At 62.4% G+C, this 13,658-nt stretch carries 12 protein-coding genes; 9 read left to right on the forward strand and 3 right to left on the reverse strand.

The annotated features are described in order from the left end of the window. Window positions 1-86: 86 nt before the first annotated feature. The 3 genes from ACE04I_RS22335 to ACE04I_RS22345 all read right to left on the reverse strand — a co-directional run bounded on the left by ACE04I_RS22335 (window position 87) and on the right by ACE04I_RS22345 (window position 3,712). Window positions 87-1,520 carry an NAD-dependent succinate-semialdehyde dehydrogenase gene (locus tag ACE04I_RS22335; RefSeq protein ID WP_046794818.1) on the reverse strand — a complete coding sequence of 478 codons (1,434 nt, stop codon included), beginning with the start codon at window positions 1,518-1,520 and terminating at the stop codon, window positions 87-89. A 281-nt stretch (window positions 1,521-1,801) separates the two neighbouring features. Beyond that, a complete protein-coding gene (locus ACE04I_RS22340; RefSeq protein ID WP_137326637.1) occupies window positions 1,802-2,383 on the reverse strand; it encodes a cupin domain-containing protein in 582 nt (193 codons plus the stop codon). Between the two features lie 141 nt (window positions 2,384-2,524). Further along, complete coding sequence (locus ACE04I_RS22345; RefSeq protein ID WP_046794816.1) at window positions 2,525-3,712, reverse strand: acyl-CoA dehydrogenase; 1,188 nt, start codon at window positions 3,710-3,712, stop codon at window positions 2,525-2,527. A gap of 101 nt (window positions 3,713-3,813) precedes the next feature. Between ACE04I_RS22345 and ACE04I_RS22350 the strand changes: the two genes are divergently transcribed. From ACE04I_RS22350 to ACE04I_RS22390, 9 genes are all read left to right on the forward strand, one after another. Then, complete coding sequence (locus ACE04I_RS22350) at window positions 3,814-4,731, forward strand: LysR family transcriptional regulator (RefSeq protein ID WP_046794815.1); 918 nt, start codon at window positions 3,814-3,816, stop codon at window positions 4,729-4,731. Between the two features lie 60 nt (window positions 4,732-4,791). After that, window positions 4,792-5,469, forward strand: coding sequence for a phosphoribosyltransferase (locus tag ACE04I_RS22355; RefSeq protein WP_487207609.1), 678 nt, complete (start codon window positions 4,792-4,794; stop codon window positions 5,467-5,469). Between the two features lie 93 nt (window positions 5,470-5,562). Beyond that, window positions 5,563-6,612 carry a dipeptidase gene (locus ACE04I_RS22360; RefSeq protein ID WP_046794813.1) on the forward strand — a complete coding sequence of 350 codons (1,050 nt, stop codon included), beginning with the start codon at window positions 5,563-5,565 and terminating at the stop codon, window positions 6,610-6,612. A gap of 43 nt (window positions 6,613-6,655) precedes the next feature. Continuing rightward, the gene (locus tag ACE04I_RS22365) at window positions 6,656-8,299 is read left to right on the forward strand and encodes an ABC transporter substrate-binding protein (RefSeq protein WP_046794812.1); all 1,644 of its coding nucleotides are present in this window, start codon (window positions 6,656-6,658) and stop codon (window positions 8,297-8,299) included. Window positions 8,300-8,332: 33 nt separating this feature from the next. After that, window positions 8,333-9,379, forward strand: a complete 1,047-nt coding sequence (locus ACE04I_RS22370; protein ID WP_487207619.1) for an ABC transporter permease — start codon at window positions 8,333-8,335, stop codon at window positions 9,377-9,379. After that, complete coding sequence (locus tag ACE04I_RS22375) at window positions 9,376-10,308, forward strand: ABC transporter permease (RefSeq protein ID WP_046794810.1); 933 nt, start codon at window positions 9,376-9,378, stop codon at window positions 10,306-10,308. The genes ACE04I_RS22370 and ACE04I_RS22375 overlap by 4 nt, the downstream gene beginning before the upstream one ends. Then, window positions 10,305-11,144: an ABC transporter ATP-binding protein gene (locus tag ACE04I_RS22380; protein WP_046794809.1), complete on the forward strand. Its 840-nt coding sequence runs from the start codon at window positions 10,305-10,307 to the stop codon at window positions 11,142-11,144. Before ACE04I_RS22375 ends, ACE04I_RS22380 begins: the two co-directional genes overlap by 4 nt. Next, window positions 11,141-11,890 (forward strand): ABC transporter ATP-binding protein, encoded by a 750-nt coding sequence (locus ACE04I_RS22385; protein WP_046794808.1) that lies wholly within the window; start codon window positions 11,141-11,143, stop codon window positions 11,888-11,890. The genes ACE04I_RS22380 and ACE04I_RS22385 overlap by 4 nt, the downstream gene beginning before the upstream one ends. A gap of 119 nt (window positions 11,891-12,009) precedes the next feature. Beyond that, window positions 12,010-13,536 carry an ABC transporter substrate-binding protein gene (locus ACE04I_RS22390; protein WP_137326636.1) on the forward strand — a complete coding sequence of 509 codons (1,527 nt, stop codon included), beginning with the start codon at window positions 12,010-12,012 and terminating at the stop codon, window positions 13,534-13,536. The last annotated feature ends 122 nt before the right edge of the window (window positions 13,537-13,658 follow it).

The raw sequence follows: 13,658 nt of genomic DNA on the forward strand, positions 1-13,658 counted from the left end.
GAAATCTGTTGCGGGGATCCGAAATGTCACCCCACCCCGGACCTTCGGTCCGACCCTCCCCCTCAAGGGGAGGGCGAGCCGCGTCCTTAGCTCATCTGGCTGACGAAACGGGTCTCCAGATATGCTTCCGTCGCTTCCGAGCCGCCTTCCGTGCCGTAGCCGGAATCCTTGATTCCGCCGAAGGGCACTTCCGGCAGCGCAAGGCCGTTGTGGTTGATCGTCAGCATGCCCGCTTCGACCTGGCGGCCGAGTTCGTGCGCGGTCTTCACCGAGCCGGTGAAGGCATAGGAAGCAAGCCCGAAGGGCAGGCGGTTGGCTTCCTCGATCGCGTCCTCGAAGGTGGAGAAGCGGTTGACGATGGCAAGCGGCCCGAAGGGCTCGTCGTTCATCACCTTGGCGGAAGTCGGCACATCGGCGACCACGGTCGGCTCGAAGAAATAGCCCTTGTTGCCGATCCGGCGCCCGCCGGCCTTGATCTCGGCGCCGTTTGCCACGGCATCGTTGATCATGTCTTCCATGGCCGGGATGCGACGGTCATTGGCAAGCGGCCCCATGGCGACGCCCTCTTCCAGACCATTGCCGACCTTGATCGCCCGTGCAGCCTTCACGAAGCCGTCGAGGAACTTGTCGGCGATGCCGTCCTGCACCAGGAAACGGGTCGGCGCGACGCAGACCTGACCTGCGTTGCGGAACTTCGCCCCCGCCGTCACCTCGATCGCCTTTTCGAGATCGGCGTCGTTGAAGATGATTGCCGGCGCGTGGCCGCCAAGCTCCATGGTGGCGCGCTTCATGTGCCTGCCGGCGAGCGCCGCCAGGTGCTTGCCGACCGGGGTCGAGCCGGTAAAGGAGATCTTGCGGATCACCGGATGCGGGATCAGGTATTCGGAAATCTCTGCCGGAACACCGTAAACCAGGTTGACGACGCCCGCCGGGACGCCGGCATCGGCGAAGGCGCGGATAAGTTCGGCCGGCGAAGCCGGGGTTTCTTCCGGAGCCTTGACGATGATCGAGCAGCCGGTGGAAAGGGCGGCCGAAAGCTTGCGGACGATCTGGTTGATCGGGAAGTTCCAGGGCGTGAAGGCGGCAACCGGTCCGACCGGCACTTTCATCGCAAGCTGCGAAACGCCGGAGAAACGGGCCGGAATGATCTGTCCATAGGTACGGCGGGATTCCTCCGCGAACCAGTCGATCGTGTCGGCGGCGCCCATGACCTCCATCTTGGACTGCGCAAGCGGCTTGCCCTGTTCGCGGGTCATCATCACCGCGATCGTCTCGGCGCGTGAACGCAGCAGATCGGCGGCCTTGCGCATGATCTTGGAGCGCTCGAAGGCAGACGTTTCGCGCCAGACTTTGAACCCCTTGGCGGCCGCTTCAAGCGCCAGGTCGAGGTCGGCCTTGCGGGCATGGGCAATCTGACCGATCACTTCTTCGGTCGCGGGGTCGATGACCGGAATGGTCTCGCCGCCGATGGCGTTGCGCCACTCGCCGTTGATGAAAAGCTTGACGTTCGGATAGGTCATGGGAGGCACCTTCATTCAAAACAAGCCGCGCGAAAGGCTATGAACCGATGCGCTGCTGGGGAGGAGGATCGGGCTAAAAGAATTCCGCTCTGGTATATGGCGGCGAGGTCGGCATCGGGGGTCCGGCCAATGCAGCGTTCCTTGCCTGTTGGACATCGGCTTGCGCTCCGGCGATGGACCCTGTGGGAGGTTTGCCGCAGCGCCACTAGACCTAGGCATTCTCACTATAATTGACAATGGGTTCAATCGCCGCGGCCCGGCTTTTTGATCCCTCTTCGGCCTCAGAGATAGGGCGGCGTGACGGCGCTGACGATCTCGCAAAGTTCCGTCCCGACATTGCGATAACGGTGCGGCAAGCGGCTGTCGAACAGGAAGGCATCGCCTTTTTTGAGGATACGCGTCTGGTTGCCGACGGTCAGTTCCAGTTCGCCGGCCACGACGACCCCGCCTTCCTCGGCCTCGTGCTGCAGCATGGTCTCGCCCGTATCCGCGCCCGGCTGGTAGAACTCGTGGAAAATCTGCACATTATGGGATTTTACATCCCCGACTTGCAAAAGGGTCAGAGGTCCCCTGGCAAGAGGAATGAGTTCGTCGGCGCGGTAGAATATCTGGTCGACCGGCGGCAGGGTGAGCGCGAAGAAATCGGTCAGCGGATAGGAGATCGCCTCCAGGATTTTCTTCAGCGAAGAGACGGAAGGGCTGACCTTGTTCTTCTCGATCAGCGACACGAGGGAATGCGTTACTCCCGCCTTCACGGCGAGCGCCCGCTGCGAGAGTCCGTGCTGACGGCGGACGCTGCGAAGCCTTTCGCCGACATCGAATTCACCGGCGGGGTTTTCCGAGGCCTCTTTCGTGGCGTGCATTATACTTGACGGTCCTTCTGCCTCGATTTTCTGCTCGCTGCACGATGCGGGCCTCGTTATTGATACAACGATGGGGCAGATTTAGCCAATGACGAAAAGCGGCGTGGAGTGTGTCCACCCACGCCGCTTTGGGTAGAAAGATCAGAAAAACGCCTGAATGCCGGTCTGGGCGCGACCGAGGATCAGCGCATGGACGTCATGCGTGCCCTCGTAGGTGTTGACCGTTTCCAGGTTCTGCGCATGGCGCATGACGTGATACTCGATCTGGATGCCGTTGCCGCCGTGCATGTCGCGAGCCTGACGCGCGATGTCCAGCGCCTTGCCGCAATTGTTGCGTTTGACGATCGAAATCATTTCCGGCGCCATGCGGTGCTCGTCCATCAACCGGCCGACGCGTAAGGATGCCTGGAGGCCAAGCGCGATCTCCGTCTGCATGTCGGCAAGCTTCTTCTGGTAGAGCTGCATGCCGGCGAGCGGCTTGCCGAACTGCTTGCGGTCGAGGCCGTACTGGCGGGCGCGGAACCAGCAGTCTTCGGCAGCTCCCAGGACGCCCCAGGAAATGCCGTAGCGGGCGCGGTTGAGGCAGCCGAACGGACCTTTCAGGCCCGAAACGTTCGGCAGCATCGCATCTTCGGAGACCTCGACGCCGTCCAGCACGATCTCGCCGGTGATCGAGGCGCGCAGCGAAAGCTTGCCGCCGATCTTGGGCGCCGAAAGACCCTTCATGCCCTTTTCCAGAACGAAGCCGCGGATTTCGTTGTTGTGGGCTTCCGGCTTCGCCCAGACGACGAAGACGTCGGCGATCGGCGCATTGGAAATCCACATCTTGGAGCCGCGCAGGCGATAGCCGCCTTCGATCTTTTCGGCGCGGGTCTTCATGCCGCCGGGATCAGAACCCGCGTCCGGCTCGGTCAACCCGAAACAGCCGATGAGTTCGCCGGAAACGAGACCCGGCAGGTATTTCTTTCGCTGCTCGTCCGAGCCGTAGGCGAAGATCGGGTAGATCACCAGCGAGGACTGCACGCTCATCATCGAACGGTAGCCGCTGTCGACGCGCTCGATCTCGCGGGCGACAAGGCCGTAGGAGACGTAATTGGCATTCGCCGCGCCGTACTCTTCCGGCAGCGTCACGCCGAGCAGGCCCGCCTGGCCCATGAGGCGGAAGAGCTCCGGTTCGGAGGTTTCGGAAAGATAGGCCTCCTGGACGCGCGGCAGGAGTTCGGATTTCGCGAAGGCGGCGGCCGCATCGCGGATCATCCGCTCCTCGTCGGTCAGCTGGTCTTCAAGAAGGAACGGATCGCTCCAGGAAAAGGCCGCACGTGCGCTCACAGTCAAAATCTCCCGTTATGGACTGGCCGGGATTATCGGCGCGGCTGCCTGCGCGGGCAAGCGGAGTTTACTCAATCGGCTATGACGTATAGTAATAAAGCATGGTCAATCTCAGCAGGAAGCTCCTTCCTTCCACCGCAGCGCTTGCCGCCTTCGATTCCGTTGCGCGGCTGGGCAGTTTCTCGGCAGCGGCGGAAGAGCTGTCGCTGACGCAAGGGGCCATCAGCCGGCAGGTTTCTGGCCTGGAAGAGCAATTGGGCATTCTGCTTTTCGAGCGCAGCAGCCGTGGTGTCGGCTTGACCGCAACGGGCGCGGATTATGCAAAATCCATCGCCGGCGCGCTGTCGCAGATACGGTCGGCTTCCTTGCAGGTCATGACGAAACGGCATAGCGACCAATTGAATCTCGCCATACTGCCGACCTTCGGCACGCGCTGGCTGATGCCGCGAATTCCGCATTTCGTCGCCAGCCACCCGGAGATTACGCTGAACTTCGCAACCCGCATCGGGATATTCGATTTCGAGCGCGAGGGGATCGACATGGCGATCCATGTCGGCCAGCCGGACTGGCCGGGCGCGGAATGCACTTATCTCATGGAGGAGATGGTTGCGCCGGTCTCGTCCCCGGCATTTCTTGCCGAGCATCCGATCCGCCGGCCGGAGGATATCCAGCGCCTGCCGCTCCTGCACATGGCCTCGCGGCCGGGCGCCTGGGATCACTGGTTCCAGAGCCTCGGCATTTCGGGCGCCTCCTCGCAGGGCATGCGCTTCGAGCAGTTTTCCAATGTCGCGCAGGCCTGCATCGCCGGGCTCGGGGTGGCGCTGATGCCGCTCTTTCTCATCGATTCCGAACTGGCGAGCGGTCAGCTCGTCCAGGCATTTCCGCATCAGGTGAAGAGCCCGAGTTCCTATTATGCGGTGGCGCCCTTTGCCAAGGTGGACCTCCGGCCGGTTGCTGCCTTCCGCGCCTGGCTTCTCGATGAAGTGAGCCGCTATCGCGAGGAAGTGGTTGGCTGGTGAAGCTCACGGCGCTAGGACTCCGCTTTACGACTCGTCTTTCTCGATTGATACGGGAGCCCCATGCAGCCGCATGAATTCTGGCAGGAGATCCATCCTGCCCTGAGCTTCGATCCTGCCGGCCCGCATACGGGGTTTTATCCGGCGACGCTCGACGATGGCCGCCAGATCCGGTTGCCGATCCGGCCGCTCGCGGATGGCGAACATGCGCTCGCCTCCCTCATCATCAACCAGGCGAGTTTCGAGGTGCAGGATGTGCTTGCCGCCGATCTCGCCTACAAGATTTCTGCCTTCCGTCCGGAGGTGATCGTCGGCCTGCCGACGCTCGGCCTCACTCTCGCGGCAGCGGTCGCCCGCGTGCTTGGCCATTCTCGCTACGTGCCGCTCGGGACCTCGCGGAAATTCTGGTACGACGAGACGCTTTCGGTGCCACTTTCCTCGATTACCACGCCGGAGCAGGTCAAGCGGCTCTATGTCGATCCGCGCATGCTGCCGCTGATTACGGGCAAGCGGGTAGCGCTCATCGACGACGTGATCTCAAGCGGAACCTCCATCATTTCAGGTCTCTCGCTAATGAGCTCCCTCGGCATCGAGCCGGTGGTGATCGGCGCGGCCATGCTGCAATCGGAACGCTGGCACAGCAAGCTGGATGCGGCCGGTCCTCAGTGGCGGGAGCGGGTGGCTGGGGTCTTCAGGACGCCGCTCCTGAAGACGGACGGGCAGGGGAAATGGGTGGCGTGATCCGAGATTCTGTCTTGTAGAGAGGCGAAGCTCGGTTAGGATCGCTGCTTCGGCTCACCTCGGATTTCTTTCACAATAATCGGGACTCTTTTCATGGAACTGGTGTTCGACGGCCATAACGACGTGCTTCTGCGGCTCTGGCGGAACATGAAGGCTGGCGGCGATCCGGTTGCGGAATTCATGAACGGTACGCCCGCAGGCCATATCGATGCGCCGCGCGCCAAGGCGGGCGGGCTCGCCGGCGGGCTCTGCGCCATCTATGTGCCTTCGGGCGATCTCATTCTCAAGGAGCCCGACGAGAACGGTCATTACGAGACGCCGCTTGCCGCACCGCTGGAGCATGGGCCTTCGCTCTCGACCGCGCTCGAAATGGCGGCGATCGCGCTGCGTCTCGACCGGGCGAATGCCTGGCGGCTCTGCCGCTCGACACGCGATATCCGCAAGGCCATGGCAGAAGGCATCTTCGCCGCGGTCATGCACATGGAAGGCTGCGAGGCGATCGATCCCGATCTCGCCGCGCTGGAAGTTTTCCATGCCGCCGGCCTCCGGTCGCTCGGCCCCGTCTGGAGCCGTCACAATATCTTCGGCCACGGAGTGCCTTTCGCCTATCCCATGTCGCCGGATACCGCGCCAGGACTTACCGAACTCGGCTTCGAACTCGTGAAGGCCTGCAACCGGCTCGGCATCCTGATCGACCTCGCCCACATCACCGAGAGGGGGTTCTGGGATGTTGCCAAGACCTCCGACCAGCCGCTGATCGCCAGCCATTCCAATGCCCACGCGCTGACGCCGGTCGCCCGCAACCTTACCGACCGCCAGCTCGATGCGATCCGTGAAAGCGGTGGCCTTGTCGGACTCAACTACGCCGTCACCATGCTGAGGGCCGACGGCCGAGACGATGTCGGGACCCCGCTTTCCGACATGGTTCGCCATGTGAACTACATGGTCGAGCGCATGGGGATCGACCATGTAGCGCTTGGTTCGGACTTCGACGGGGCCTCGATTCCGCAGGATATTCAGGACGCGGCGGGCAATCAGAATCTGGTTGCGGCTCTCAAGGGTGCGGGATACGCTGACGTGGAACTGATGAAATTATGCCGGGAAAACTGGCTGAGGGTTTTGGGGAAGGCCTGGCACGAATAGGCGCTCCGGAAATTCGAGAGTTCAAAAAAACAAGGGAACGATCATGATGAATTCGCTGAACAAACGGCTCCGTGTGCTTTCCACCGGCGCAGCACTTGCGCTGATGCTGGCGGCTTCGCCGCAGGCATTCGCCGAAACGCCGGCCGACACGCTGGTCGAGGGTTTCGCCATCGATGACATCATCTCGCTCGACCCCGGCGAAGCCTTCGAGCTTTCCACGGCGGAAGTTACCGCCAATACCTATAACCTTCTGGTCCGCCTCGATCCCAACAAGACGTCCGAAGTAGTCGGCGAGCTTGCCGATAGCTGGACGGTGTCCGACGATGGTCTCACCTATACGTTCAAGCTGAAGCCGGGCCTCAAATTCGCCTCCGGCAATCCGCTGACCGCCGAGGACGTGGCATTTTCCTTCGAGCGCGCCATCAAGCTCGACAAGTCGCCCGCCTTCCTTCTCACACAGTTCGGCCTTACCGGCGACAACGTGACCGAGAAGGCGAAAGCCGTCGATGAAACCACCTTTGCCCTTACGGTCGACAAGGCATACGCGCCGAGCTTCGTTCTCAACGTGCTGACCTCGACGGTTGCTTCCGTCGTCGACAAGAAATTGGTCATGGAGAACGCCAAGCCGGTCACGCCGAGCGACGACTACAAGTATGACACGGATTTCGGCAACGCGTTCCTCAAGACCGGTTTTGCCGGCTCCGGTCCCTTCAAGACGGTGACATGGCGCGCCAACGAAGCGGTCGTGCTGGAAGCCAACCCGAACTATTTCGGCGAAGCGCCGAAGCTGAAGCGGGTCATCTACCGCCACATGAAGGAAAGCGCCGGCCAGCGCCTGGCGCTGGAGAACGGCGATATCGATGTGGCCCGCAACCTCGAGCCGGGCGACATGGACGCCGTGTCGAAGAAGGAGGGCTTCACGCTCACCTCGGCGCCCAAGGGCACTATCTACTATTTCAGCCTCAACCAGAAGAACGAGACGCTCGCCAAACCGGAAGTCATCGAAGCCATCAAGTATCTGGTCGACTATGACGCGATCGGCGCGACCCTCATCAAGGGCATCGGCGAAATCCACCAGACCTTCCTGCCGAAGGGGCAGCTCGGCGCGCTTGAAGACAAGCCGTACAAGCTCGACGTCGCCAAGGCCAAGGAACTGCTCGCGAAGGCGGGCCTTCCCGACGGCTTCACCGTCACCATGGACGTGCGCAACACGCAGCCGGTCACCGGCATTGCCGAAAGCGTACAACAGACGCTCGCCCAGGCCGGCATCAAGCTGGAGATCATCCCCGGCGACGGAAAGCAGACGCTGACCAAGTTCCGCGCCCGCCAGCACGATATCTATATCGGCCAGTGGGGCTCTGACTATTTCGACCCGAACTCGAATGCCGAGACCTTCACCATCAACCCGGACAATTCCGACGAGGGCACCAACAAGACGCTCGCATGGCGCAATGCCTGGGACGTTCCGGCCGAACTCAGCGATGCGGCAAAGGGCGCGCTTCTGGAAAAGGACAGCGCCAAGCGCGCGGCGACCTATGAGGATCTGCAGCGCAAGGTGCTCGCCACCAGCCCCTTCGTAATCGTCTTCCAGCAGACGGAAGTGGCCGGCCATTCCTCGAAGCTCAAGGATTTCAAACTCGGCCCGAGCTTCGACACCAACTTCGTCTATCAGGTCTCCAAGGAATAGCGGGCAGCTTCCTTGACCTTGCCTGAAACATCGGTGACGACACGGCGCAACCGGCGCCGTGCCTCGTCCTTCGCGAAGTCCGTCCTGCGTTTTGCGGTGACGGTCGTCACGACCTTTCTCGGTCTGCTTGCCGTCACCTTCTTCATCGGCCGCGTCGTGCCCATCGACCCGGCGCTCGCCATCGTGGGCGACCGGGCGCCCAACCACGTGGTGGAGCGGGTGAGGGAAGAGCTCGGCCTTAATCTGCCGCTCTACCAGCAGTTCTACATCTATGTGAAACAGGCACTCTCCGGCGATTTCGGCACGTCCGTGCTCACCACCAATCCGGTGATGACGGATATCGCGCGCGTCTTTCCGGCGACGATCGAGCTTGCCACGATCGGCACCATCATCGGCGCGGTGTTCGGCGTGCCGCTCGGCGTACTCGCCGCAGTCAAGCGCGGCAGCATCGCCGATCAGATTGTCCGAGTGATCGGCCTCATCGGCTATTCCGTGCCGATCTTCTGGCTCGGCCTGCTGACGCTGGTGCTGTTCTATGCCAAGCTTCGCTGGGTGGCCTATCCCGGTCGCATCGATATCGTCTACGAATACACGTTCACGCCGATCACCGGCTTCTTCCTCATCGACGCCGCCTGGCAGCGTCAGTGGGACGTGCTGTGGGACCTCTTCCGGCACATCATCCTGCCCGGTTCGCTGCTCGGCTATTTCTCGCTCGCCTATATCAGCCGCATGACGCGCAGCTTCATGCTGAACGAGCTTTCCCAGGAATATGTGGTGGCTGCCCGCGCCAAGGGGCTTTCGGAGACGCGCATCATCTGGTTCCACGCGCTGCGCAATGCCGCCGTGCCGCTGGTGACGGTGATCGCGCTTTCCTATGCCGGGTTGCTCGAAGGCTCGGTGCTGACGGAGACGATCTTCTCCTGGCCGGGGCTCGGCCTCTACATCACCAATTCGCTGCAGAACGCCGACATGAACGCGGTGCTTGGTGGAACGATCGTCATCGGTGCGGTCTTCGTCGGCATCAATCTCCTGTCCGATCTTCTCTACCGGACGCTCGATCCCAGGACGCGCAGCCGATGAGCATTGCTGAAACCTCACCCAAACCGTATAGCCGCGAGTGGCTGCTTTCCGATCGCCCCGCCTCGCGCAAGCAGGCGCGCCTCGGAAGAGCCTATGTCATCTGGCGGCGCTTTTCGGAAAACCGGCTGGCGCTTCTCGGGCTTGCGATCATCATCGGCCTGCTCTTCGTTGCGGCTTTCGCGAATGTGCTCGCGCCGCACGATCCGGTGCAGGGCGACCTGCGCAATGCTCGTCTGCTGCCGCCCGGTACTGCGGGCTATCTGCTCGGCACCGACGATCAGGGCCGCGATATCCTCTCGCGCCTCATTCACGGTTCGCGGCTCACCCTGTTCGTTGTCGTGCTGGTGGCGATCATCGCTGCTCCCGTCGGCCTCATCGTCGGTACGGTTTCCGGCTATGCCGGCGGCTGGGTCGATGCGATCCTGATGCGCATCACCGATATCTTCCTCGCCTTCCCGAAGCTCGTGCTGGCGCTGGCTCTGGTCGCCGCGCTGGGACCCGGCATCGAGAACGCGGTCCTGGCGATCGCCGTCACCTCCTGGCCGCCTTATGCCCGTATCGCGCGGGCGGAAACCATGACCTTTCGCAATTCGGAATTCATCGCGGCTGTTCAACTGATGGGCGCCTCGCCCTTCCGCATTGTCCTGCGCCATGTCATGCCGCTCTGCCTGTCGTCGCTGATCGTGCGCGTGACGCTCGACATGGCGGGCATCATTCTGACGGCGGCGGGCCTCGGCTTCCTCGGCCTCGGCGCGCAGCCGCCGCTTCCCGAATGGGGCGCGATGATCGCTTCCGGCCGCCGCTTCATCCTCGACCAATGGTGGGTGGCTGCCATGCCGGGTGCGGCGATCCTGATCGTCAGCCTCGGCTTCAACCTTCTCGGCGACGGGCTGCGCGATGCGCTCGACCCGAAGGAGGCAGGCCAATGACCGTAACCCCGCTTCTGACGGTCGATGACTTGCGCGTCACTTTTCCGACCCGCACCGGAGAGGTGCAGGCCGTGCGCGGCGTCTCGTTCACGCTCGGCAAGGAACGGCTCGGCATCGTCGGCGAGAGCGGCTCCGGCAAATCGCAGACGGGTCGGGCCATCATGGGGCTCACGCCCGGCCACGCGAAGATCACGGCGAACAGGCTCGCCTTCGACGGCATCGACCTGCTTTCGGCCGGCGTCAGGCAAAGGCGGGCGCTGCGGGGTAGGCGGATCGCGATGATCCTCCAGGACCCGAAATATTCGCTGAACCCGGTGATGACCATCGGCCGGCAGATCATCGAGGCGCTTCGCCAGCACGAAAAGATCACTCACGCGGAAGCGAGAGCCCGAACCCTTTCCATGCTGGAGGCGGTGCAGATCCGCGATCCGGAGCGCGTCTTCGATCTCTATCCGCACGAGGTTTCCGGCGGCATGGGCCAGCGCGCGATGATCGCGATGATGCTGATCTGCGGGCCGGAACTGCTGATCGCCGACGAGCCGACCTCGGCGCTCGACGTCACCGTGCAGCTCGAAGTGCTCTCGATCCTCGACAAGCTGGTGGCCGAGCGCGGCATGGGGCTGATCTTCATCTCGCACGACCTGCGCCTCGTCTCCTCCTTCTGCGACCGGGTGATCGTCATGTATGCGGGTAAAGTTGTCGAAGAACTGCCCTCGGCCGATCTCGCCAGCGCGAAGCATCCCTATACGCAGGGTCTCCTGAACTGCCTGCCGCAGATCGGCTCCGACCGCCACCCGCTGCCGGTCCTCGAACGCAAGCCGGAGTGGGCCGCATGAGCCAGGCGCTTTCCGTCCGAAACATGGTCGTGACTTTTGAGGATTTCACCGCGCTGAAACGCGTGAGCGTCGATGTCGGCCAAGGCGAGTCCTTCGGCATCGTCGGGGAATCCGGTTCCGGCAAGTCGACTCTCCTGCGTGCCATTGCCGGTCTCGTCGGCTTTGACGAAGGCTCGCTCACTGTGAGCGGCAGGAATTACTCCGGCCGCAAGCGAGACAAAGAGTTCTACCGAACCGTCCAGATGGTCTTTCAGGATCCCTATGGCTCGCTCCATCCGCGGCAGACGGTGGACCGGCTGCTTCTGGAGCCGCTTCTCATCCACGGCTTTTCCGATATCGATGTACGTATCGCCCGCGCGCTCGACGAGGTTGGCCTCGGCAACGGCTTCCGTTTCCGCTATTCGCATCAGCTTTCCGGCGGTCAACGACAGCGCATCGCAATCGCTCGAGCGCTCATTCTGGAGCCGAAAATCCTGCTTCTCGACGAGCCAACTTCGGCGCTCGACGCGTCGATCCAGGCGGAAATTCTCAACCTTCTGGAACAGGCGCGGCGCGACCGGAACCTGACCTTCGTGATGGTCAGCCACGATCTCGGTGTCGTGAGCCATATGTGCGAGCGGCTGGCGGTGATGAAGGGCGGAGAAGTCGTCGAGACGATGCCGGTGGAGGCCTTGGAAAAACGGGCCTTTTCAGCCGATTATACGCATCGTCTGCTTGTCGCCAGCGAGGGTTTCCGCCGCGGTTGACCGGCGATGGGCGCGTACAATTTTCACGTTGTGTGCACCTGCGAAATGACCATAATCCGTGTGATCGGATGCCGATGGCACAAGACGGGCGACATCTTCACCAGGGGAGACTGACGGGCATGGCAGGGGTTATCGGCAGCATTTCATGTTCGCGGCGCGTGCTCTTGGGAGCGGCGCTTGCGGCGGGATTGATCTTCTCCGGCCACGGCATGGCCGAAGCGGCGCCGAAGACCACGCTGACGCTCGGCATGACGATCGAGCCTGCGGGCCTCGATCCGACCATAGCCGCGCCGGTGGCGATCGGGCAGGTGACCTGGCAGAACATTTTCGAAGGGCTGACGACCATCGACCGCGACGGCAAGGTACAGCCACAGCTTGCCGAAAGCTGGGAGATTTCTCCGGACGGCAAGACCTATACCTTCAAGCTGCGTCAGGGCGTGAAATTCCACGATGGCGAGGCTTTCGATTCCTCCGTCGCTAAGTTCTCGATCGATCGCGCCCGAGGAGCGGATTCCGTCAATCCTCAGAAGCGTTATTTCGCGTCGATCGACGCGGTGGAAACGCCCGATCCGGCAACGCTGGTTCTGAAACTCAAGGAACCGGCCGGCAGCCTGCTCTATTGGCTGGGCTGGCCGTCCTCCAGCATGGTTGCGCCGAAATCGGCCGAGAACAACAAGACGGCACCCGTCGGCACCGGTCCGTTCAGGTTCGTCAATTGGGCCAAGGGCGACAAGGTCGAACTCGCGAAAAATCCAGATTACTGGAACAAGGATGTGGCGGTGAAACTGGAAGCGGCCACCTTCCGCTTCATCGGCGATCCGCAGGCCCAGGCCGCGGCCTTGAAGGCAGGGGATGTCGACGCCTTTCCGGAATTTGCCGCACCAGAACTCGTCAGCTCCTTCGAGGGCGACAGCCGCCTCGTCACGGTGATCGGCAATACGGAGCTCAAGGTCGTCGCCGGCATGAACAATGCCCGCAAGCCCTTCGACGACAAGCGCGTGCGCCAGGCGTTGATGATGGCGGTCGATCGCGCCGGCGTCGTGGAAGGCGCATGGTCCGGCTACGGCACGCCGATCGGCAGCCATTACACGCCGAACGATCGCGGCTATATCGATCTCACCGGGACCTACCCTTACGATCCGGAAAAGGCGAAGGCCCTGCTGGAGGAGGCCGGTTATCCGGACGGCTTCACCTTCACCATCAAGACGCCGCAGATGGCCTATGCGCAGCGCACCTCGCAGGTGCTGCAGGCGATGCTGGCGGAAATCGGCGTGACGATGAACATCGAGACCACCGAGTTCCCGGCCAAATGGGTGGCGGACGTGCTGAAGGCGGCCGATTACGACATGACCATCGTGGCCCATGCCGAGCCGATGGATATCGATATCTATGCCCGCGATCCTTATTACTTCAACTACAAGAACCCGGCTTTCGGCGACGTCCTGAAGAAGGTGGAGCTGACCGCCGATCCCACGGAACAGGAAAAGCTCTACGGCGAGGCGCAGACGATTCTCGCGAACGACGTGCCGGCGCTCTTCCTCTTCGTCATGCCCAAGCTCGGCATCTGGGATGGGAAGGTGAAGGGGCTTTGGGAAAACGAGCCCATTCCCTCCAACGTGCTCACCGAGGTTTATTGGGAAGAGTGAGCCTGTGTGATGGAGCGAAGCGGGGTGATTGCGGCGGCTCGCCCTCCCCTTGAGGGGGAGGGTCGGAGCGAAGCTCCGGGGTGGGGTGACAATCCTCAGCGGTCACGAGGTTTTGAGTTGGG

It is taken from the genome of Rhizobium moroccans (assembly GCF_057559155.1).